We start from the raw sequence: 21,767 nt of genomic DNA on the forward strand, positions 1-21,767 counted from the left end.
TCAGATGAAAAAAGGCTTTTACACCATCATGGCCGCGCAGTTTTTTTCGTCGCTGGCCGACAATGCGCTTCTGATCGCCGCTATCGCACTGCTGAAAGATCTTCACGCCCCGAACTGGATGACGCCGCTGCTCAAGCTGTTCTTTGTGCTGTCGTACGTCGTGCTTGCCGCGTTCGTGGGGGCCTTTGCCGACTCGCGTCCGAAGGGCCGCGTAATGTTCGTCACCAACACCATCAAGGTGGTTGGCTGCGTCACCATGCTGGTCGGCGCACACCCGCTGATTGCCTATGGCATTGTGGGTTTCGGCGCGGCGGCTTATTCGCCCGCCAAATACGGCATTCTCACCGAGCTTCTGCCGCCTGACCGGCTGGTCGCCGCGAACGGCTGGATCGAAGGCACCACGGTCGGCTCGATCATTCTCGGCACGGTGCTGGGCGGGGCGCTGATCAGCCCGCACATTGCCGCGCCGATCCTGCGGCAGCACATTCCCACCGTCAACACGCCGGCTGAAGCGGCCATGCTGGTAATCATGGCAATCTACGTGGTCGCCGCGCTGTTCAATCTGCGTATCCCCGACACCGGCGCGCGTTATCCGAAACAGGAACGCGGCCCGATCCGCCTCATCACGGATTTTGCCGACTGTTTCCTCGTGCTGTGGCGTGACAAGCTCGGGCAGATTTCGCTCGCCGTCACGACCCTGTTCTGGGGCGCCGGCGCGACCTTGCAATTCATCGTGCTGAAGTGGGCCGAGGTGTCGCTCGGCATGTCGCTCTCCGAGGCGGCCATTCTGCAGGCGGTGGTCGCCGTGGGCGTGGCGGCCGGCGCGATCTTCGCGGCCTCGCGCATCCCCTTGAAGAAATCGCTCTCGGTGCTGCCGGTCGGCATCATGATGGGTATCGCCGTGATGCTGATGGCGTTCTATACGCGTAGTCTGTTCCCGGCGCATTGGGGTTTCTATTTCGGCCGCATGCATGTGCCGGGCTATCTGATCGTCGCGTATGTGTTCCTGATGATCGTCGGCGGCCTTTCGGGCTTCTTCGTCGTGCCGATGAACGCGCTGCTCCAGCATCGCGGTCACGTACTGCTGTCTGCGGGCCATTCGATTGCCGTGCAGAACTTCAATGAAAACCTCTCAGTGCTCGTCATGCTGTGCCTGTACGCGGTGCTGGTGTGGCTCGACGTGCCGGTTGCCGTAGTGATCGTGCTATTCGGCACCTTCGTCTGCCTGATGATGTGGCTCGTGATGCGGCGCCACCAGGCGAATCAGCGCACATTCGACTCGGTCGCGCTGATCGGCGAAGCCAAGCACTGACACACAGCGGGTTGGCCGTCATCGGCGTGCCCGCACCTTCTTCTTTCCCGCCTTGCCATGACTCAACCGATTCCCAATGTGCTGACGATCGCCGGTTCCGATTCCGGCGGCGGCGCCGGCATTCAGGCCGACCTGAAGGCCTTCTCGGCGCTCGGCGCCTATGGCGCGAGCGTGATCACCGCACTCACCGCGCAGAACACGCGTGGCGTCACGGCCATTCATGCACCGGACCCGGCCTTCGTTACCGCGCAGCTCGACGCGGTGTTCGACGATATCCGCATCGACGCCGTCAAGATCGGCATGCTGGCTAACGCCGGGATCGCGCGCGCGGTCGCCGACGCGCTGCGCCGGTATAAGCCGAAGCACATCGTGCTCGACACGGTGATGATTTCAAAAAGCAATCACGCGTTGCTGCTGCCGGACGCCGTCGCAGCGGTGCGCGACGAGTTGCTGCCGCTCGCCGATCTGCTGACGCCGAATCTGCCGGAAGCCGCCGCGTTGCTCGGCGTGCAAGCCGCGGCCGATGAAGCCGGCATGGTCGAGCAAGGCGAAGCATTGCGCGCGCTCGGCGCCCGCGCCGTGCTGATGAAGGGAGGCCATCTGAGCGCAACGGACAGTCCTGACTGGCTGGTGCAGGACAGCGGCACGCTGCGGCTTGGCGGCCCACGCGTGCCGGTGAAGAATACGCACGGCACGGGCTGCACGCTGTCGTCGGCGATTGCCGCGCTGATTCCGCAAAGGGACGATCTGGCGAGCGCTGTCTCCGACGCGAAGAGTTATCTGACCGGTGCGCTGCAGGCGAGTGATCGGCTCGACGTCGGCAGCGGCGTCGGGCCGGTGCATCATTTTTATCGCTGGTGGTAGGCGGCGCCCTTCTGCGGACCTGCCGCTGCTACCGCTGTTGCCGCGCTTATCGCTGTTACCGCCGCGCGTAGTCTTGCGCCTGCCCGGGCCACTCGTCCGGCACGATGAAGCCGCGCGAGCGTTCGATCAGATTGCCCGCGCTGTCTTCGGAGAACGCGGCGACCATCGCGGGCCCGTGCTGCTGTGATGTTTGCGCGACGAGCGTCTGCGCATCGACCAAGGCCAATTCCCCGGCCTGCGCCTCGCCCGGTTCATGGCGCTGCGGCGCGAGCCATTCCAGCCGCGGCAACGGCCGCCACTTCCCTGCCTGCGCCGCCGCGAAAGCCGGCCAGTCGGCGCGCGTGACCCACCAGCCGCGGCCATGCGCCGGGTCGAGCTCGACGGGGTCGAGCGGCGTCTCATCCTGCCGGTAAAACAGCCAGCCTTTGATGAACATCTGCGGTATCCAGGGACCCGCGTAGCCGACCGACGCAAACTCTTCGCGCGCGCTCAGCGGCAACTGATGATTCAGCACATGCGCGAGTTTGAGGTCGAAGCGGTCTTTCAGATTCGGGCCGACGTAGTCGGATAACCGCGCAGATTCCGGCTCGGACAACTGCGTGGATGCGTACGACGTTGCTTGATCGCGCGCAACGCCCGCGTGCAGATAGCATTTCACCGCCAGTTCCCAATGCAGCCGCACACCTTGTTGCGTCCGCACCAAAAAATCGCATTCGCCGAGCGTGACGCCCGCGCGCCGCAACTGCACGCCCGCCGCGACCAGCCGCGCCGCCGGTCCGTGTTGCAGAAACCAGCCGAGCAGGCGTTCGGCATAGAGGCCCAGACGCGTGATGCGCTTCGCTGCAAGATCGTCGTGCAAAGGGGCCGGCGCGGCGTCGAGCGCGCGCAGCCAGGCGAGGCACGCCTGCGCTTCCTGCTGATTGTCGAACAGCGCCGCAAGCGCACCCACCGGTGGTTGCGGGCGCAACAGATTGGGGCTCAGCAGCAACCACGCGAGATCGCGCACAGCCGGATCTCGCAGCGAGTCGAGCAACGCGGCGATGCTTCCACCGTGGGTCGCGGATGCGGACGCCGGATGCGCCGCCGGCGCACCAACGGCCATCACCGGGGTGCGGTCGACGGCGCGCCGCCCGCCGCGCGCCACGTGTCACGTGCGAGGCACAGGTCGGCCCAGGCCTTCGCCTTGTCGGGCAGGCTGCGCAACAGGTACGCCGGGTGATACGTGACGATCACCGGCACTCCTTCGTATTCGTGCACGCGGCCACGCAGCGACGAAATGCTTGCGTCGGTTTTCAGCAGGCTCTGCGCGGCAAAGCGACCGAGCGCGACGATCAGCTTCGGCTTGACCAGCGCGACCTGGCGTTGCAGATAAGGCTCGCAACGCGCGACTTCGTCCGGCTCGGGATTGCGGTTGCCAGGCGGGCGGCACTTGATCACGTTGGCGATATAGACATTGGTGTCGCGCGCGAGCGCGAGCGAACGCAGCATGCTGTCGAGCAGCTTGCCCGCCTGGCCGACGAACGGCTCGCCCTGACGGTCCTCGTTCTCGCCCGGGGCTTCGCCGATCAGCATCCAGTCGGCGTTGCGATCGCCGACGCCAAACACCGTGTTCGTCCGCTTCTCGCACAGGCGGCAATTTTCACAAGCGGCGACGCGCGCGCTCAGTGCATCCCAGTCGAGCGTGTGGATGGCCGGTGCCGCGGGGGCTTGCTGGCGCGCTTCAGACGGCGCGTGAGCCGGCAGGTCGTCGAACCATGCGAAGTCGTCGTCGGGCGGTGGTCCGTCGAACGCGGGCGGCTCAGCAGGGCGCGATTGCTGCGCGGGCTCGCTTGGGCGCGGGCGGGCGTCAGGCTGGCGCTCGTCGAGTCGTTCACGTGCGTTAGCTGCGGACGGTGACTGGTCGGCACGAACAGCCGCACGGCGCTCGTCTGGCGGTGATGGGACATCGGCTTGCTCGTCAACTCGCTGATCGGTCCGCTGAACGGCTCGCTGAATCGTCTGTTCACTGGCTTGCCGCTCCTCGCCCGCACGCACAACCGGCCGTGCGGTGACCGGTGGTAGCACGGCGGCATGCGGCTCGGACACCTCGTCACGCGCATCTGCACGGCCGGTGTTCTGCTCAGCACCGGCCTGCTGCCCGTCCGCGGCCGTCTCCCGCGCCGGCGCCATTCCACGTCGCACCCACAGCGGCGCGAGTCCGAACTCTTCCAGTACCGATTCATGCAGCGCCATCCGCGCCCTCCGTAGCAAACGAGAAACGCATCACAATGGCGTCCTCCCGGCTGCGATGCCTCGCCGGATAATAGTTCTTGCGCCGGCCGATCGACGCAAAGCCGAAGCGTTCATAGAGGCGGATCGCCCGATGATTCGACGGCCGCACTTCGAGCAGCAGTCCCTCGAGTTTTTCGGCGCGAGTAATCCGCACCGCTTCGCGCAACAGCGCGAGCCCGGCACCAGCGCCCTGCGCGGCGGGTGTCACGCACAGATTGAGCAGATGCATTTCATCGACGACCGGCATCAGCACGCAATAGCCGATCAGCGTGCCCGTGACATGCCGCAGACAGATGCCGAAATAGCCGTTGCGCAGCGAGTCGCCGAAGTTGCCCCGGCTCCACGGAAACTCATAAGCGATTTTCTCGATGGCGGCGACTTCGTCCAGGTCGCCTTCGGTCATCGGCGACATGTAGCGGTCCGCGAGCAACACCCCGCTCATTGCCGGCCCTCGCCATCAGACGCGTCATGCGCGGGATGTTCAGTTCGTGCGGATTGTGCGGATTCAGCGGCGCGCGCGGCCTGTTCGGTTTTCCCGGCCATCCGCTCAGCGGTGGTCTGCGCGACCTTGTCCCGCACGTATTCCGGCGCGGCCTGGTCGGCCGGCACCGTACGTCCGGCACGCAGCGCGCGCAACGCCGCGTGCGCGAGCGGCACCGCATGCGGCAGCGCTTCACCATCGACGCTTCGCGCGGCGGCGACCGCCGGCAATCGCGTGCCGAATGCCGCCGCGGCGTTGCCCGCCAGCGTGAATGGCACGTCCGGCAGCACGAGCCGCTCCGGCGCATCCAAGGAAGCCGTCTGAACCGTGCGCCATTCGCCTTGCGTTTCGTCCCAGCTGTAATCAGCCCAGTAGACCTCGTCCATGCGGGCGTCGAGCGCGGCAAGCACGCGCGTCGCCGCTGGATCGCGCAGCCGGGCGCTTTCCGCGCAGGCCAGCAGCGTGCTGACGGGGACGACCGGCAGATTCAGGCCGAACGCAAGACCTTGGGCAACGCCGGTCGCCGTGCGCAGACCGGTGAACGAACCGGGGCCGGCGCCGAAGGCGATGGCGTCGCATTCCGCCAGCGTCAGGCCGGCTTCGTCGAAAAGTTCGCGGATGGCGGGTAGCAGGCGCGTGCTGGAGACCGCGCCGGTTTGCTCGTGGCGCACCCAGAGCCGCACAGCGGCAGGCGTTGTTCCGGCGGCATCGCCACCTGCATTGCCGGCAGCGGACAGAAGCGCCACCGAGCTGAATTCGTCCGAAGTATCGAGGGCAAGGAGCACAGTTTGAGTCATGGACCGTATTGTAATCGGCGCGGCGCGCGCAGATGTGGTTTGGGTCGCCCCCCGGCTCGCCGGGCGGTGTTTGGAATAAGCCCTCGGCCCCGCGGCGGGATGCAATTGCTATGATCGTCAGCCAACCTTAACCCCAACCCGCCCGGCGGGCAAAACGACCATGACCGACATCAACACGCAGTTCACCCAGGCCCAGGACGATGTGAAGCAGCTGCCGGAGCGGCCGGGCAACCTGACGCTGCTGCGTCTCTATGCCCTCTTCAAGCAGGCTAGCGAAGGCGACGTTCACGGCGACAAGCCCGGCTTCACCGACATCGTCGGCAAATACAAGTACGACGCGTGGGCGGCGCTCAAGGGCACCGCGCAGGACGCCGCCAAGCAGCAATACGTCGAGCTCGTCGAATCGCTCAAAAGCGGCGCGTCGGCCTGAACGGGCTTCATGAACCGGCCCTGATTCGAGCGCTGCCGGCCCTTGAGGCCGACCGGCCGGGCGCCCGCAGCGCGGCCGGTGCAAACTTTTTCGCTTGAGAAAACTCTTAAAAGTGGCGCAGTGCAGCAAAACCCTATACAATGCGGCCTGCGCTTCACTGCTTTGCCCGGCTCGTCTCCAGCGGCCTTTGCGGCGCAGCGCCTCGTAGCGTTTAGCTCCAATCCAGTTTAGAACCTGTCCCCTCCTGCCTAGCCCCCTACGGGCGATCATGTCCCAGGCTGGCGGCACGCCGTGTTGGCATGTCGCATCCGATACAGCTTCTAACAAAAAGCTCGCCTTAATTGTCGCGAGCTGCCCCCGTTTTTCGATTTGCTCGCTGCTTCTTTGCTCGCTGAATCCGACGACTTGGGTATGCCGATTGGCGCCGACGTTTTAATTCCCTGTGTACCAAGGATTCTCATGACTTCGAGCAACACCTCCAGCCCGTTGAACGCCATCGCCGATCAAGCCCTCGGTCTCGCCGACGCACCCGCACAAGCCGCAGCCGTTGCTGCCGCTCCGGAAGCCGTCGCCGCTGAAGCCGCAGCGCCCACCGGCCCGACGTTCGCGTCGCTCGGTCTTTCCGCGGATGTCGTCTCCGCGCTGACCGCCGCTGGTTATCAGAACCCGACGCCGGTTCAGCAACGCGCGATCCCCGCCGGTATCGCCGGCCGCGATCTGCTGGTTTCGAGCCCGACCGGTTCGGGCAAGACCGCCGCGTTCATGCTGCCCGCCATCGAGCGTTTCTCGCAACTGCAAAAGGCGCAAGCCAGCCAGCCGCGCGAACCGCGTCCGGCTGACGGCAACCGTGGCCGCCGGCCGCAGCCGGTTGCCCGTCCGACCATGCTGGTTCTGACGCCGACTCGCGAACTCGCGATGCAGGTCACCACCGCCGCCGCCACGTACGGCAAGCACCTCAAGCGCCTGCGCACCGTCAGCATTCTGGGCGGCGTCGCTTACGGCCAGCAATTGATGCTGCTCGCCAAGAATCCGGAAATCCTGGTCGCCACGCCGGGCCGTCTGATCGACCACCTGGAACGCGGCCGCATCGATCTGTCGCAACTGCAGATCCTCGTGCTCGACGAAGCCGACCGCATGCTCGACATGGGCTTCATCGAAGACATCGAAACGATCGTTGCCGCGACGCCGGCCACGCGCCAGACCATGCTGTTCTCGGCCACGCTCGACGGCAAGATCGGTTCGCTGACGAGCCGCCTGCTGAAGGATCCGGAGCGTATCGAGATCGTTCAGCGTCTGGAACAACGTACCAACATCGCGCAAACCGTCCACTACGTCGACGACCGCGATCACAAGGATCGTCTGCTGGACCATCTGCTGCGTGATGAAGGCCTCGACCAGGCTATCGTTTTCACGGCAACCAAGATGGACGCCGACCAGCTGGCCGGCCGTCTGGCCGACGCCGGTTTCGAATCGGCAGCTCTCCACGGCGATCTGCCGCAAGGCGCGCGCAACCGCACGATCAAGGCCTTGCGCGAGCGTCGCGTGCGCGTGCTGGTGGCAACGGACGTCGCCGCTCGCGGTATCGACATCCCGGGCATCACGCACGTGTTCAACTACGACCTGCCGAAGTTCGCTGAAGACTACGTGCACCGCATCGGCCGTACCGGCCGTGCCGGCCGCTCGGGTATCGCGGTGAGCCTCGTGCATCACGCGGAACAGGGCGCGCTCAAGCGTATCGAGCGCTTCGTGCGCACCCCGCTGCCGGTCAACGTCGTCGAAGGCTTCGAGCCGCGCAAGTCGGCTCCGTCGGGCAACGGCCGTCCTGGCTTTGGCGGCCGCGGCCGTCCGGGCGGTGGCAACGGCGGTGGCCGTCGCTTCGGTAGCGGTTCGGGCAAGCCGGCCGGTAACGGCGGCGGTTCGCGCAGCGGCAGCGGTGGCGGCTGGGCCGGCAAGTCGGCTGGCGGCGGCTCGCGTGAAGGCGGCTTCGGTGGCGGTTCGCGTGAAGGCTACGGCGGTTCGCGTGACGGCGGCTACGGCGCACGCCGCAGCGACGGCCCGCGTACGGCTCGCCGCGGCAGCTAAGCGAGGTCAGTCAGAAAAAACCGGTGCTCAGGCACCGGTTTTTTTTCGTCCGTACTCCAGCACGCCCCAAATTTCACGATGTGGAAAATTTTTTTAAGTCGTAAAAAATCGTGCTGCACGGCACAAGACGACCTATTGCAAGATGGAAAAAATCATTGCGCAATGCGAAACACACAATCCAATACATTGATTTAAAACAGAAATAAATATTGGAAAAACGCTTGGTGGCGACTACTGCGCGACCATTGATTTGCCTAGACTCTTATATAAGAGTTCGCGAAACGAAACGCCTAACAGGCCAGACGCTTTGACGAACGCATATTCGCTCATCCAGGCAACCAAGGAGCCCGTCATGTCCCGTCAAGAGCAAGCGAAGCAACTCCAGCAGCAATGGGAAACCGATCCGCGCTGGAAAGGCGTGAAGCGCAACTACTCGGCCGAAGACGTGATCCGCCTGCGTGGTTCGGTGCAAGTCGAGCACACGCTCGCCAAGCGCGGCGCGGAAAAGCTGTGGGCCAGCGTGAACAGCGAGCCGTTCGTCAACTCGCTCGGCGCGCTGACCGGCAACCAGGCCATGCAGCAGGTCAAGGCCGGCCTGAAGGCGATCTATCTGTCGGGCTGGCAGGTGGCGGGCGACGCGAACGTCGCCGGCGAAATGTACCCGGACCAGTCGCTGTATCCGGCAAATTCGGTGCCGCTCGTCGTGAAGCGCATCAACAATACGCTGACGCGCGCTGACCAGATCCAGTGGTCGGAAGGCAAGAATCCGGGCGACGAAGGCTATGTCGACTACTTCCAGCCGATCGTGGCCGATGCGGAAGCCGGCTTCGGCGGCGTGCTGAACGCATTCGAACTGATGAAGGCCATGATCGAAGCCGGCGCCGCAGGCGTGCACTTCGAAGACCAGCTCGCTTCGGTGAAGAAGTGCGGCCACATGGGCGGCAAGGTGCTCGTGCCGACTCGCGAAGCCGTCGCCAAGCTGACCGCCGCGCGTCTGGCCGCCGACGTCTCCGGCGCGCCGACCGTGCTGCTGGCTCGCACCGACGCGGAGGCGGCGGACCTGATCACGTCGGATATCGACGACAACGACAAGCCGTTCCTGACGGGCGAGCGCACGGTGGAAGGTTTCTACCGCACCAAGCCGGGTCTCGAACAGGCGATCTCGCGTGGCCTCGCCTACGCGCCGTACGCCGACATGATCTGGTGTGAAACGGGCAAGCCGGACCTCGAGTTCGCGAAGAAATTCGCCGACGCGATCCACAAGGAATTCCCGGACCAGCTGCTGTCGTACAACTGCTCGCCGTCGTTCAACTGGAAGAAGAACCTCGACGACGCGACGATCGCCAAGTTCCAGCGCGAACTGGGCGCGATGGGCTACAAGTTCCAGTTCATCACGCTGGCCGGCTTCCACGCGCTGAACTACTCGATGTTCAATCTGGCGCACGGCTATGCCCGCAACCAGATGACCGCCTTCGTCGAAATGCAGCAGGCCGAGTTCGCCGCGGCCGAGAAGGGTTTCACCGCGGTCAAGCATCAGCGCGAAGTCGGCACCGGCTACTTCGACGCCGTGACGCAAACGGTCGAGCGCGAAGCATCGACGACCGCGCTGCACGGCTCGACGGAAGACGAACAGTTCTTCGACAAGAAGGTCGCTTAAGCAACACTGCGGTCTGATCGCGGGAACCAGGCAAACAGACGGTCAAACGGCTTCGCGAGAGAGCCGCCGTCACAGGGAGAGCCGGGCCGTCGGAGCGTGCGTTGAACAGCGCCGACGGCGGAAATCCGGCAGCGGAATCTGGGAGACGGGGGGACAAAAGCCAGCACAACCCATTGTGCGGCGAACACAGTGCGCGCCGGCTTCACCGCCGGCGCGTTTTTTTCGACGCGCGCGAGGTGCTGGACGCTGCGTACGCCGGGCCATTCAGCGATACACGATCACCGGAATCTTCGTATGCGTCAGTACCCGCTGCGTTTCGGTGCCGATGAGCAGGCTACCGAGACGACGACGTCCGTGCGACGCCATGAAGATCACGTCGCAGGCGCCCCGCTCCGCCGCTTCGATAATGCCGAGATACGGTGCCGGGTGCACGCTGGTACGGCTGTCGACGGAGACACCGACGCGGTGCGCGGCCAGTTCCACCTCGCGCAGATGCACCCGCGCTTCGCGCTCGCTGCGTTCGAGAAATTCGGAGGGCGGTTCGATCGCCACGTCGGAGAACGGCGAGTACGGATATTGCGGCAGACACGCATACGCGGTGATGCGCGCGTTGACTGCCTGAGCGAGATCGATGGCGCCGTTGATCGCCTTGCGCGACAGGTCTGAACCGTCGGTCGGAACCAGGATGTGCCTGAACATATTGCCCTCCGTCGCCGGCTGCGCGCAGCGCGGCGTCTGCGTCCAACAAGGCTCGGCGTGCAAGCCGCTTCAATCGATTGTAGGTCGCGGAAATGCGGGCATGGATTCGCCGAGGGTCTGTCCGCATATCGGAAACCCCCTGTTCGCGGCGCCGTCGCCGTTGGGCAAGGCCTCGCGCTGCCGGTCAGCGCCGGCCGGCGTCAGCCCCAGTAGCCGGGATGGCCGTACGTATGCTTGAGAAAATCCAGGAACAGTCTCACCCTCAGCGGCAAATGGCGGCGCTGCGGGAACACCGCATGAATGCCGATGGGCGGCGCCGCGAACTCGTCGAGCACGCTCACGAGCCGGCCGGCCGCGATATCCGTGCCCACCTCCCACCACGATCGCCACGCGAGGCCGTAGCCCTCGAGACACCACTCGTGCAGGACCGCGCCGTCCGAACACTCCATCGTGCCGGACACCTTGATCGAGACGACCTTGTCGTCGTGCTGGAACACCCAGCCGCGTTGCTGGTTGGCGCTCGCCCCGAGAGCCAGGCAGTTGTGGTGCGCCAGGTCGGCGAGGCTGTGCGGCGCGCCGCGCCGGCTCAGATACGACGGCGACGCCACGCACACACGTCGGTTCTCGCCGAGCTTGAGCGATACCAGCGACGAGTCCGGCAGTTCGCCGAGGCGCACCGCGCAATCGAACCCCTCGTTGACCAGATCGACGAGGCGGTCGGACAGATCGAGCGTGATCGACACGTCCGGATGCGCAACCGTGAAAGCGGGCACCAGCGGCGCCACGTGCCGGCGTCCGAAACCCGCCGGCGCGGAGAGCCGCAAATGGCCGCTCGCTTTCACACCGCCCGCCGAGACGCTGGCTTCGGCGTTCTGCATGTCGTGAATGATGCGCTGGCAGTCTTCGAGAAAGGCCGAGCCTTCGAAGGTCAGCGTGATCTTGCGCGTGGTGCGTACCAGCAATTTGACGCCGAGGCGCTCCTCGAGCGCGTCGATGCGGCGGCCGATTATCGCCGGGGCGACGCCTTCGGCCGACGCCGCGGCGGACAGGCTGCCTTTAGCCGCGACGGTCACGAAAGTCTCGATCTGCTTGAAACGGTCCATGAGCAATTGAAGCCGCGACGCCGCGAAGGTAGTCCCCTCGGAGTGGCGCGGGAAAGTGGTCGGTGCGCGTCAGATTAGGTGTATGAAAGTAAAAGATCAAGTGATGTTTAGCCTCTTTTTTAGCATAGAGCATCACTAATACAATCCACCCTGACCTCTGATAGGAGCGCACGGCAATGTCGGCCACAACGACACTCTTCCCTAAAGCAGTGATTTTCGACGCCTACGGCACGCTCTTCGACGTGCATTCGGTGATCGCTGCGGCAGAGCAGATGTTCCCCGGCCACGGCGACGCACTCTCGCAGTTGTGGCGGCAGAAACAGATCGAATACACGCAGTTGCGCACGCTGGCCGATCCGGCCGGTGCGCCCGGCACTCACTACCGGCCATTCTGGGACATTACGCTCGACGCGTTGCGCTTCGCCGCGAAGAAGCTTCAGCTCACGCTGGGCCGCACGGCCGAAAAGCGCCTGATGGACGAATACGCGTGCCTGTCCGCCTTCCCCGATGCCGTGCCCGCACTGCGCCAGTTGCGCGACGCGCCGTTCACTTCGGCGGCAGCCGCGGGCAGCGAGTCCGCTCTTCGCCCAGGTCTGGCAATTCTCTCGAACGGCAATCCGCAAATGCTCGACATCGCCGTGAAAAGCGCCGGCATGACGGGCCTGTTCGACCACGTTCTTTCCGTCGACGCCGTGCGCGCCTACAAACCCTCGCCCGCCGCTTACACGCTCGGCACCCAGGCCTTCGGCGCGCAAGCGCGCGAGATCGTCTTCGTGTCGTCGAACGGCTGGGACGTGGCGGGCGCGACGTGGTTCGGCTTCACCACTTTCTGGCTCAACCGGCAAAACGCACCTGTCGAAGAACTGGGCGTCACGCCGCACGGCGCGGGCGGAGGCATGACCGATCTGCTCGCTTTTCTGAAAACCCCCGCGTCGCCCGGCCGCATCAACGGCCCCGGCGGAAACCGTCCGCGCCACAGCCCTGGCGCATGACGGCAACCGTTGGCTTCCACGACGTTCATCAACCGCACCTCAACATTTGCATCTTTGCAATCTGACCGACCAAGGAGAAAACATGGCGAATCCGCAGTCATCATTGTCGCTGCCGCAGGGCATGGAAATTACGGCTGAGATCAAGCCGGGCTATGAAGCGATTCTCACGCGCGAAGCGCTCGAACTCATCGCCGCGCTGCATCGCACATTCGAGCCGCGCCGCCAGCAATTACTGCAGGCACGGGTGGAACGCACGAAGCGGCTCGACGCCGGCGAGCGTCCCGACTTCCTCGCGCAAACGCAAAGCGTGCGTGAAGGCAACTGGACCATCGCGCCGCTGCCGCAAGACCTGCAATGCCGCCGCGTGGAAATTACCGGTCCGGTCGAGCGCAAGATGATCATCAACGCGCTGAATTCCGGCGCGGATTCGTACATGACCGACTTTGAAGATTCAAATGCGCCGAGCTGGGATAACCAGATCACCGGCCATATCAATCTGAACGACGCGGTGCGCCGCACGATTTCGCTGGAACAGAACGGCAAGTCGTACAAGCTGAACGACAAGGTCGCCACGCTGATCGTGCGTCCGCGCGGCTGGCATCTGGACGAAAAGCACGTGAAGGTGGACGGCAAGCGGGTGTCGGGCGGCATTTTCGATTTCGCGCTTTTCATGGTTCACAACGCGAAAGAACTCGTTGCACGCGGCTCGGGCCCGTACTTCTATCTGCCGAAGATGGAAAGCCATCTGGAAGCGCGCCTGTGGAACGACATTTTCGTCGCCGCGCAGGAAGCGGTCGGTGTGCCGCGCGGCACGATCCGCGCAACGGTGCTGATCGAAACGATCGTCGCCGCGTTCGAGATGGACGAGATCCTGTACGAACTGCGTGAACACAGCTCGGGCCTGAACGCCGGCCGCTGGGATTACATCTTCTCGGCGATCAAGAAGTTCAAGGCGGACCGCGACTTCTGCCTCGCCGACCGCTCGCAGATCACGATGACCTCGCCGTTCATGCGTGCCTACGCGCTGCTGCTGCTGAAGACGTGCCATCGCCGCAATGCACCCGCTATCGGCGGCATGAGCGCGCTGATTCCGATCAAGAACGATCCGGCGGCGAACGACAAGGCCATGGGCGGCGTGCGCTCCGACAAGGCGCGCGACGCCGGCGACGGCTACGACGGCGGCTGGGTGGCGCATCCGGGCCTCGTGCCGATCGCGATGGAAGAGTTCGTCAAGGTGCTCGGCGACAAGCCCAACCAGATCGGCAAGCAGCGCGACGACGTGCAGGTTACGGCCAACGATCTGACGGACTTCCGTCCGGAAGCGCCGATCACCGAAGGCGGCCTGCGCAACAACATCAACGTCGGCATTCACTACCTGGGTGCGTGGCTCGCGGGCAATGGCTGCGTGCCGATCCACAACCTGATGGAAGATGCCGCCACGGCGGAAATCTCGCGCTCGCAGGTGTGGCAATGGATCCGCTCTCCGAAGGGCAAGCTCGAAGACGGCCGCAAGGTCACCGCCGAGTTGGTGCGTGAACTGTCGGCACAGGAACTCGACAAGGTGAAGCAGGCCGTGGGCGGCGATACGAAACCGTACGACCGCGCCGCGCAGATCTTCGCAGAGATGTCGACTTCGGAGCAGTTCACCGACTTCCTGACGCTGCCGCTGTACGAGGAAATCTGAGGCAGGCGAAAGGCCTCATGCAGCCGATGCATGAGCCACAACGGACGACGCAGTAGCAAGCCTGTTTTCACGCACGTGCCCACGCACGGCGTGCAAACGGCTTGGGTCACAAGGCTGACCGACCGGACGGCCCGACAGGCGCATGCCTGCCGGGCCGTTTTTTTCGCCACTGCTTTTTCCACCGCTACGTGCGGTGGCGAGTAACGTCAGCCAGTCACTTCAACGCGTGCTGCGGTACTCGACCCAGTCACCCGACCTGATTTCGGGCAAGCCCTTCACCGCGGACGGCGCGACGGGATAGAAGCGGCAGTTCACGACGTTGCCGTCGACCTTCACCATCACTTCACGCGCGAGAAAGCGGTCTTCGACACCGGGGAATACCGCTTCGATTTCGTCGAGCACAGCGACCAGTTCGTCGTCGATCTCATAGACGTCGCCGACCACGTCGATACCGCCTTCGTCGACCAGCAGGCCCGGATACGAGCCGAAGTCGAACAGATGGCCGCGGACCGTGGCCGTGCCGAGCCGGTTGGGCGCGGCAATCTCGTGGCGTGCCGCGGCCTTGCTGATGTCGTTCACTTCACCGGCTCGCAGCGTGCCGTATACAAAGACTGTCTGCATCGTCGTTTGATCTCCTTGCATGAGGATCGGGTTGCTGATGTTTCAGTTTAGCGGCGTGCTCGCCACGAGCACACCATCGATATCCGCGTAGATCCATTCACCGGGTTGTACCAGCGCGCCAGGCAATTGCACTACCACGCCGCGCTCGCCGGTGCCGCGTTTCTGGCCGCGTCGCGGACAGGTCGTCAAGGCCGCCACGCCGACGTTGATCTCGTTGAGTTCCAGCGCGTCGCGCACGCAGCCATTCACGACGATCCCCGCCCAGCCATTCTGTTCCGCGATCTGGGCCAGATTGCCGCCCACCAGCGCGCAACGCAGACTGCCGCCGCCATCCACCACCAGTACCCGGCCCGCGCCCTTCTCCTCGAGTGTGGCGCGCACCAGCGCGTTGTCTTCGAACACCTTCAGCGTGACCGCTTCGCCGCTGAAACATTCGGTTCGGCTAAACAGATGAAAGACCGGGTCGAGCACGCGCAAGGTGCCGAGCGCCAGTTGGTCTTCGTGTGCATCGCACAAGTCCGCGGTAGCAAAGCTCATGGAGTTCTCCTCGGGTCGGGCAATCGGGACATTATGCAACGCCCGCTTGCAGGCAACACCTACAATGAGAGGCACGCCGGGATTACCCTTGCAAGGCCGCGGCTTTCAACCGGAATCGATCTACGCCATGACCGCATCTGTCGACTCAGACTCGTCGAGCTCCGTCCGCTTTGCCGACATTCCGCCGGAGTTCCAGCCGACCGACGCCCACCCGATCCGCGTGCGCTCGCGGCCCATGCCCTCGGGGTGGCGCATCGCCCGTCACACGCACGCATGGGCCCAGGTGGCCTACGCGTCGCGCGGCGTGCTGCGCGTCGCGACGACCGGCACGACGTGGATGGTGCCGCCTTCACGCGCGATCTGGGTGCCGCCGCATGTGACGCACGAAGTGGTGGCCGTCGAAGACGCATTTCTGCGCACGCTCTACATCACCGAAAGCACCGTGCCGGCCGGCCTCGATTCGCCACGCGTGGTTGAAGTCTCGGATCTGCTGCGGGAGGTGATTGCCGCGCTCGATACACCCGGCATTTCCGTCACGCGCGAGCGACTGCTCGGCGCACTCGCACTCGACGAACTGACGCGCTCGGAACCGCTGCCGCTGTCGGTGCCGATGCCCAACGAAAAGCGTCTGCGCGCGCTGTGCGAAGCCGTGATCGCGGACCCGACGCATGGCGAGTCGCTCGAACAATGGGCGACTAGCGTGGGCGCAAGCACGCGCACGATTGCGCGGCTGTTTCGTCAGGAATTGGGCGTGAGTTTTTCGCAATGGCGCCAGCAGGCGATTCTGGCGCGCGCGATTCCGCTGCTGAGCCAGGGACGGCCGCTCTCGCATGTCGCACAGGAATTGGGCTACCAGAGTCAGAGCGCATTCTCCGCGATGTTCCGCCGCGCGTTTGGTGAGAGTCCCCGGGCGTTTATCGAGCGGGGCTCGGAACATCGCGCGGCGAACGGCGAACCTGCCGGCCCCGAAGTGGACGACGAGACGGCGCAGGATCGTGCGGATTCCACGAGCGGCGACCAGCGCTGAGCGAACCTGTTAGCTCACCGCGCCCGCGCCGCTCAGACCCGCCGCGCCAGATGACGGATCGCGCCGAGCTGGGCAAGACGCGGCCCGGCCAGCTTATAACCTTTGCGCTGATAGAGCCGCGCAGCGGGATTGTCAACGAACACGCGCAACTGCAGCTCGCGCAGCCCGCGCTCGCGTGCCCATTGATGCGAGACATCGAGCAGATAGGTTCCGGCACCGAGCCGGCGGTATCCTTCGGCGATCTGCACGTCACGTATATGCAGAGAATCGCCCTCTTGCGTGATCCGCAGCACGCCGATGGGTTGACCATCCATCTCGAGAATAAAATTCTCCGACTCGCGCCAGCTGCCGAGAAACAGATCACCGCGCCAGACCAGATGATGACGGCGATAGTAGCCACCCATGTTGTTGCGAGTCAGCGCCTCGGCGAACTCGAAATCATCCATGCTGGCTTCGCGCAGATGAAACGGCAACGGGGCTTCGGTTGGATCGAACATGGTGGAGCGACGAAGGTAAGTCGGTCAACGGTAAAACAGGCCGCGCGTGCTGGCAATGGCTGTTTTTCCCGAGCATACCTGGACGCGAAGATCAGGGGAATAAAAACGGCGGAAATAAAAAAAGCCCACTTCTTTCGAAGTGGGCTTTCTCAAATCTGGCGGAGCGGACGGGACTCGAACCCGCGACCCCCGGCGTGACAGGCCGGTATTCTAACCAACTGAACTACCGCTCCAGATTTCTACAACATGGCTTGTGAGCTTGGCTCATCCACCACTGCATCGATCAAACTTCCAACCGAACGACGCCGATCTGCTGGCGTCCCCTAGGGGATTCGAACCCCTGTACTCACCGTGAAAGGGTGATGTCCTAGGCCTCTAGACGAAGGGGACAACGTACTGCTTACACCTTTAATGAAAAAGCCCGTTCAGGTTTGGATGAACGGGCTTTGTCTGGCGGAGTGGACGGGACTCGAACCCGCGACCCCCGGCGTGACAGGCCGGTATTCTAACCGACTGAACTACCACTCCAGTCTTTACACCCTGGCTTGCGAGCGTCGGTTATTTCTCTGCAAGCTGCGCTGCTTTACTACCAAGCGACGCTGATGTTTGGCGTCCCCTAGGGGATTCGAACCCCTGTACTCACCGTGAAAGGGTGATGTCCTAGGCCTCTAGACGAAGGGGACATAATCTTTTCAGATCTGTCTTTAATTCGCTGCTAACTTACGCTAACTTCTCAGTTATTCGCTTCGTTATCTGCGAAGACCGCTATTTTAACTACGTTACAACCGTTTGTGAAGTCTTTTTTGCTACAAGTTCCAAGCTTCGGAACCACTTCACTCTGCTCTGATGGTGGAGGTAAGCGGGATCGAACCGCTGACCTCTTGCATGCCATGCAAGCGCTCTCCCAGCTGAGCTATACCCCCCTTGCAGAACAGAAACGAGATTCTAGAGGCCAATTTGCGTCTTGTAAATACCCTTTGAGCAATTGCATGCGACTTTTTTCACAAGCCGCATGCAAACCCTCTCACGGCACACGCAAGCGCCCTTAAACAAGCGCCTTTTCGATGCGGCCCACCACGACATCACGGCCGAACAGCATCAGCACGCTGTCGATCGACGGCGTGTGTGTCGTCCCCGCCACCAGCAGGCGCACCGGCATGGCCAGCTGCGGCATCTTCAGCTTGTGCGCGCCAAGCGTTGCCTTCAATGCTGCGGCGATTGCTTCCTTGGTCCACTCCACTGTCTTGAGCGCGGCAGCCAGATCGGCAAGCGCCGGACGCACCACGTCGGTCACGTGCTGGGTGAGCGACTCGGCGTCAGGCGCCGGCGTGAGATAGAACATTGCGGCGTTCGCGGCGATCTCCTTGACCGTCGACGCGCGGTCCTTCAGCAAGCCGACCACGGCGGTCAAATCCGCGCCCTGCGCGAGCGCGGCCTCGTCGATGCCCAGCTCGGCGAAGAACGGCTTGGCCAGCTCCGCGAGACGCGCGTTATCTGCTTCCTTGATGTAGTGCGCGTTCAGCCAGTTCAGCTTGTCATGGTCGTACTGCGCCGGCGACTTGCCCAGGTGCTCCAGATCGAACCATTCAACGAACTGCTCACGCGAGAAAATTTCCGCGTCGCCATGCGACCAGCCCAGACGTGCCAGATAGTTGACCACCGCTTCCGGCAGGAAACCGGCGTCGCGGTAACCCATCACGCTCATCGCGCCGTGGCGCTTGCTCATCTTCTCGCCCTGCTCGTTGAGCACGGTCGGCAAGTGCGCGTACACCGGCGGCTCACTACCGAGCGCGCGCAGAATGTTGATCTGCCGCGGCGTGTTGTTCACGTGATCGTCGCCGCGGATCACGTGCGTGATGCGCATGTCCAGATCGTCGACCACCACGCAGAAGTTGTAGGTCGGCGTGCCGTCCGGACGCGCGATCACGAGGTCGTCGAGTTCTTCGTTCGAGATCTCGATGCGCCCCTTCACGGCGTCGTCCCATGCCACCACGCCGGTGAGCGGATTGCGGAAGCGCAGCACTGGTTGCACGCCCTCCGGCGGCTGCGGCAGCACCTTGCCCGGCTCCGGGCGCCACGTGCCGTCATAGCGCGGCTTTTCGCCGGCTTCACGCTGACGCTCACGCAACGCGTCGAGCTCTTCAGTCGACATGTAGCACGGGTACACGAGCCCCGCGCTTTGCATCTCCTTGAGCACCTCGCGATAACGGTCCATGCGCTGCATCTGGTAGAACGGGCCCTCATCGACATCGAGGCCGAGCCACGCCATGCCTTCGAGAATGGCGTCGACGGATTCGCTGGTGGAGCGCTCGACGTCGGTGTCCTCGATCCGCAGCACGAAGGTCCCTTTCATCTTGCGCGCGAACGCCCACGGGTACAGCGCGGAGCGAATGTTGCCGAGGTGGATGAAGCCGGTGGGACTCGGTGCGAAACGGGTACGAACAGAGGTGGTCATTAGCGATTACTCGGAAGACAGGCGCCGGCGCCCGGGCGGAATTCACCTGTGAAGCGCGGCAGCGGACCGCGCCCATGCGGCAGAACTACGCCGTGCATGGACACGAAGGAAATAACAAACGAGAGGCGAATTATACCTTTCACGAGCGGATTGCCAGCCCTCGTCCAAATGGCCAGTTGCGGCGCGCGTGCCATATCGGCAGCCGCGCTGAGTGCGCGTTCGACCGCGCGCTGAAATGTCCGTCCCGACGTTTGAATGGGGTACCCCGGTGCTCAAAAAAGAGCCTATAACCGCTGGCAAGACACGCAACGCAGCGCCCGAGGACTTCCTCTGCAACGTTTCATTACAGCGCCGCCGCGCTCGCGAGGCTTTGATTTATGATGTGCGCGCGCTACGGCTGGGAATAGAGCCACCGCGCATGGCATCGCCGCCGGCGGCGCCATCCGTCTGACTATCCGCCTGAATGCGGCCCACGGCCACGCTGATCGCGTCGCTCGTGCCGTTGCTGGAGAATTCGTTGAAACCGTCGTCACCCCGCCTCGCCCGCCGCAACTTTTCGCTGGCCGCCGCTTCCGCCGTGCTGGCCGCCTGCACCACGACCGGCAGTCAAACCAGTGCGCCAGTCGCCGCCACACCCACTACCGGCACGCCGCCCGTCGACAAACCGCAGCGGCCGATCCGCGTCGGGCTCGCGCTCGGCGGCGGCGCAGCGCGCGGCTTTGCACACATCGGCGTGATCAAGGCGCTCGAGGCGCGCAACATCCAGGTCGATCTGGTGGCCGGCACGAGCGCCGGTTCGGTGGTCGGCGCGCTCTACGCGTCGGGGATGAACGGCTTCGCATTGAACAAGCTTGCGCTGACCATGGACGAAGCGTCGATCAGCGACTGGGCCATGCCGTTCCGCACGCGGGGCTTCCTGCAGGGCGTCGCGCTGCAGAACTATCTGAACACGACGCTCAAAAATCGTCCGATCGAAAACATGGCCAAGCCGCTCGGCGTGGTCGCCACCGACCTGAGGACCGGCCAGCCGATCCTGTTCCAGCGCGGCAACACAGGCATCGCGGTGCGCGCGTCGTGCAGCGTGCCGTCGATTTTCGAGCCGGTGAAGATCGGCGGCCACGAATACGTCGACGGCGGCCTGGTGAGCCCCGTGCCGGCCTCGTTCGCCCGCAAGATGGGCGCGGACTTCGTGATTGCCGTGGATATCTCGCAGAGTCCTGAAAGCGGCCTGACGGCCAGCTCGTTCGACGTGCTGATGCAGACCTTCACGATCATGGGCCAGACCATCAAGACCTATGAACTCGAAAAGTATGCGGACATCGTGATCCGGCCGAATCTGGCCGCCATGAGCGGCAGCGATTTCTCGCAGCGCAATGCCGCGATTCTGGCCGGCGAGGAAGCGGTGGCGAAGATGATGCCGGAGTTGCAACGCAAGCTCGCGGCGAGCCGCACGGCGGTGTAAGCGGCCCGGTTGCAGCACAAAGACAAAAAGCCTGCTTCATGCGAAGCAGGCTTTTCTATGCTGCAGACAAATCAGTTACTGATTGCCGCCGATTGAGGCGTTCACGCGCTTGCGCAGATCCTGATTGTCCTGATAGGACGTCTCGATCCGGCGCGCACCCGTAAAGCGTTTTTCCCAGTAGCCGCTATCCATGTCGTCGACGCGGATCGTGCTGCCGGTGGACGGCGAATGCACGAACTTGTTGTCACCGATATAGATGCCGACGTGCGAGAACGTACGGCGCATCGTATTGAAGAACACCAGATCGCCCGGCTTCAGGTCGCTCACGCGCACCTTTTCGCCCACCCGGCTCATTTCCTCGGCGCGGCGCGGCAGCGCCATACCGAGCGTGTCCTGGAACACGTAACGGACGAAGCCGCTGCAATCGAGCCCCGAATCCGGCGTGTTGCCGCCCCAGCGATAGCGCACGCCGATCATGTTCAGCGCGCCGACGACCACGTCGCCCGCTTTTCCGGCCATGCCGGACAGGAACGATTTGGCCCCGCTGTCGCTATCGGGAGCGCCTGCCTGGGTGTTGGGAATGGAGGGAGTAGACAAAGAATTCGACCCGTTGAGGGTCGAATTTGAGGCATTCTGATTAAAACTGCTTACTTCGTCGGCGAACGCGCCGGGAGTTGCTGCCATCAAGACGCCAATGAACATCCCGGCGACGACGCGCGTGCAAGCCTGGGTTAGGTTTCTGTGCTGCATTGGTCGGTATTTTCTGCCTAAAAAACAGAGGTCTACGGAAAAAAGT

20 protein-coding genes and 5 tRNA genes are annotated in these 21,767 nt (G+C 63.8%); 9 read left to right on the plus strand and 16 right to left on the minus strand.

Features of this window, described 5'->3' with window-relative positions:
• The first annotated feature begins 4 nt into the window (after positions 1-4).
• Positions 5-1,312 (plus strand): lysophospholipid transporter LplT, encoded by a 1,308-nt coding sequence (gene lplT, locus A6V37_RS20200; RefSeq protein ID WP_064266019.1) that lies wholly within the window; start codon positions 5-7, stop codon positions 1,310-1,312.
• A 57-nt stretch (positions 1,313-1,369) separates the two neighbouring features.
• A complete protein-coding gene (gene thiD, locus A6V37_RS20205) occupies positions 1,370-2,176 on the plus strand; it encodes a bifunctional hydroxymethylpyrimidine kinase/phosphomethylpyrimidine kinase (RefSeq protein WP_064286266.1) in 807 nt (268 codons plus the stop codon).
• A 55-nt stretch (positions 2,177-2,231) separates the two neighbouring features.
• Here thiD and A6V37_RS20210 read toward each other — a convergent pair whose 3' ends face one another.
• The 4 genes from A6V37_RS20210 to tsaB are packed head-to-tail and all read right to left on the minus strand — an operon-like array spanning position 2,232 to position 5,725.
• The gene (locus tag A6V37_RS20210) at positions 2,232-3,278 is read right to left on the minus strand and encodes a DUF1853 family protein (protein ID WP_064266089.1); all 1,047 of its coding nucleotides are present in this window, start codon (positions 3,276-3,278) and stop codon (positions 2,232-2,234) included.
• A complete protein-coding gene (locus A6V37_RS20215; RefSeq protein ID WP_064266021.1) occupies positions 3,278-4,408 on the minus strand; it encodes a uracil-DNA glycosylase in 1,131 nt (376 codons plus the stop codon). The genes A6V37_RS20210 and A6V37_RS20215 overlap by 1 nt, the downstream gene beginning before the upstream one ends.
• Positions 4,395-4,889, minus strand: a complete 495-nt coding sequence (gene rimI / locus A6V37_RS20220; RefSeq protein WP_064266022.1) for a ribosomal protein S18-alanine N-acetyltransferase — start codon at positions 4,887-4,889, stop codon at positions 4,395-4,397. The genes A6V37_RS20215 and rimI overlap by 14 nt, the downstream gene beginning before the upstream one ends.
• Positions 4,886-5,725 carry a tRNA (adenosine(37)-N6)-threonylcarbamoyltransferase complex dimerization subunit type 1 TsaB gene (tsaB, locus tag A6V37_RS20225; RefSeq protein ID WP_064286267.1) on the minus strand — a complete coding sequence of 280 codons (840 nt, stop codon included), beginning with the start codon at positions 5,723-5,725 and terminating at the stop codon, positions 4,886-4,888. The genes rimI and tsaB overlap by 4 nt, the downstream gene beginning before the upstream one ends.
• A 160-nt stretch (positions 5,726-5,885) precedes the next feature.
• Here tsaB and A6V37_RS20230 point away from each other — a divergent pair, with 160 nt between their 5' ends.
• The 3 genes from A6V37_RS20230 to aceA all read left to right on the plus strand — a co-directional run bounded on the left by A6V37_RS20230 (position 5,886) and on the right by aceA (position 9,894).
• Positions 5,886-6,155, plus strand: a complete 270-nt coding sequence (locus tag A6V37_RS20230; RefSeq protein ID WP_064266024.1) for an acyl-CoA-binding protein — start codon at positions 5,886-5,888, stop codon at positions 6,153-6,155.
• A 459-nt stretch (positions 6,156-6,614) separates the two neighbouring features.
• Positions 6,615-8,237: a DEAD/DEAH box helicase gene (locus A6V37_RS20235; RefSeq protein ID WP_064266025.1), complete on the plus strand. Its 1,623-nt coding sequence runs from the start codon at positions 6,615-6,617 to the stop codon at positions 8,235-8,237.
• A 352-nt stretch (positions 8,238-8,589) separates the two neighbouring features.
• Positions 8,590-9,894 (plus strand): isocitrate lyase, encoded by a 1,305-nt coding sequence (gene aceA, locus A6V37_RS20240; protein ID WP_064266026.1) that lies wholly within the window; start codon positions 8,590-8,592, stop codon positions 9,892-9,894.
• Positions 9,895-10,158: 264 nt separating this feature from the next.
• Here the strand turns inward: aceA and A6V37_RS20245 are convergent, their stop codons facing one another.
• Positions 10,159-10,593 (minus strand): universal stress protein, encoded by a 435-nt coding sequence (locus tag A6V37_RS20245; protein WP_064286268.1) that lies wholly within the window; start codon positions 10,591-10,593, stop codon positions 10,159-10,161.
• Positions 10,594-10,793: 200 nt separating this feature from the next.
• On the minus strand, positions 10,794-11,696 hold the full coding sequence (locus tag A6V37_RS20250; RefSeq protein WP_064286269.1) for a LysR family transcriptional regulator: 903 nt from the start codon (positions 11,694-11,696) through the stop codon (positions 10,794-10,796).
• Between the two features lie 176 nt (positions 11,697-11,872).
• On the opposite strand from A6V37_RS20250, the gene A6V37_RS20255 reads away from it, so the two are divergent.
• Together A6V37_RS20255 and aceB are read left to right on the plus strand one after the other, a co-directional pair.
• Positions 11,873-12,688 carry a haloacid dehalogenase type II gene (locus A6V37_RS20255; RefSeq protein WP_064266029.1) on the plus strand — a complete coding sequence of 272 codons (816 nt, stop codon included), beginning with the start codon at positions 11,873-11,875 and terminating at the stop codon, positions 12,686-12,688.
• A gap of 82 nt (positions 12,689-12,770) precedes the next feature.
• Complete coding sequence (gene aceB / locus A6V37_RS20260) at positions 12,771-14,372, plus strand: malate synthase A (protein ID WP_064286270.1); 1,602 nt, start codon at positions 12,771-12,773, stop codon at positions 14,370-14,372.
• Positions 14,373-14,591: 219 nt separating this feature from the next.
• Here the strand turns inward: aceB and A6V37_RS20265 are convergent, their stop codons facing one another.
• Together A6V37_RS20265 and rraA are read right to left on the minus strand one after the other, a co-directional pair.
• Positions 14,592-14,993: a gamma-glutamylcyclotransferase family protein gene (locus A6V37_RS20265; protein WP_064266031.1), complete on the minus strand. Its 402-nt coding sequence runs from the start codon at positions 14,991-14,993 to the stop codon at positions 14,592-14,594.
• A gap of 42 nt (positions 14,994-15,035) precedes the next feature.
• The gene (gene rraA, locus A6V37_RS20270; protein ID WP_064266032.1) at positions 15,036-15,530 is read right to left on the minus strand and encodes a ribonuclease E activity regulator RraA; all 495 of its coding nucleotides are present in this window, start codon (positions 15,528-15,530) and stop codon (positions 15,036-15,038) included.
• Positions 15,531-15,657: 127 nt separating this feature from the next.
• Between rraA and A6V37_RS20275 the strand changes: the two genes are divergently transcribed.
• Entirely contained in the window at positions 15,658-16,557 is a 900-nt protein-coding gene (locus tag A6V37_RS20275; protein ID WP_064266090.1) for an AraC family transcriptional regulator, read from the plus strand.
• Positions 16,558-16,589: 32 nt separating this feature from the next.
• On the opposite strand, the gene A6V37_RS20280 is transcribed toward A6V37_RS20275, so the two are convergent.
• From A6V37_RS20280 to gltX, 7 genes are all read right to left on the minus strand, one after another.
• Positions 16,590-17,054 carry a GNAT family N-acetyltransferase gene (locus A6V37_RS20280; RefSeq protein ID WP_064266033.1) on the minus strand — a complete coding sequence of 155 codons (465 nt, stop codon included), beginning with the start codon at positions 17,052-17,054 and terminating at the stop codon, positions 16,590-16,592.
• 156 nt (positions 17,055-17,210) lie between these two features.
• Positions 17,211-17,287: transfer RNA gene (locus A6V37_RS20285), tRNA-Asp, on the minus strand.
• An 81-nt stretch (positions 17,288-17,368) separates the two neighbouring features.
• Positions 17,369-17,444: transfer RNA gene (locus A6V37_RS20290), tRNA-Glu, on the minus strand.
• Positions 17,445-17,505: 61 nt separating this feature from the next.
• Positions 17,506-17,582, minus strand: a tRNA-Asp gene (locus A6V37_RS20295).
• Positions 17,583-17,661: 79 nt separating this feature from the next.
• Positions 17,662-17,737, minus strand: a tRNA-Glu gene (locus A6V37_RS20300).
• A gap of 164 nt (positions 17,738-17,901) precedes the next feature.
• Positions 17,902-17,977 (minus strand) — tRNA-Ala (locus A6V37_RS20305).
• A 122-nt stretch (positions 17,978-18,099) separates the two neighbouring features.
• Positions 18,100-19,509, minus strand: a complete 1,410-nt coding sequence (gene gltX / locus A6V37_RS20310) for a glutamate--tRNA ligase (protein WP_064266034.1) — start codon at positions 19,507-19,509, stop codon at positions 18,100-18,102.
• A gap of 517 nt (positions 19,510-20,026) precedes the next feature.
• On the opposite strand from gltX, the gene A6V37_RS20315 reads away from it, so the two are divergent.
• Positions 20,027-20,971 (plus strand): patatin-like phospholipase family protein, encoded by a 945-nt coding sequence (locus A6V37_RS20315; RefSeq protein ID WP_064266091.1) that lies wholly within the window; start codon positions 20,027-20,029, stop codon positions 20,969-20,971.
• A gap of 75 nt (positions 20,972-21,046) precedes the next feature.
• Here A6V37_RS20315 and A6V37_RS20320 read toward each other — a convergent pair whose 3' ends face one another.
• The gene (locus A6V37_RS20320) at positions 21,047-21,721 is read right to left on the minus strand and encodes a C40 family peptidase (protein WP_064266035.1); all 675 of its coding nucleotides are present in this window, start codon (positions 21,719-21,721) and stop codon (positions 21,047-21,049) included.
• Positions 21,722-21,767: the final 46 nt, after the last annotated feature.

The sequence above is a fragment of the Paraburkholderia ginsengiterrae genome, assembly GCF_001645125.1.
GTDB classification, from domain to species: domain Bacteria; phylum Pseudomonadota; class Gammaproteobacteria; order Burkholderiales; family Burkholderiaceae; genus Paraburkholderia; species Paraburkholderia ginsengiterrae.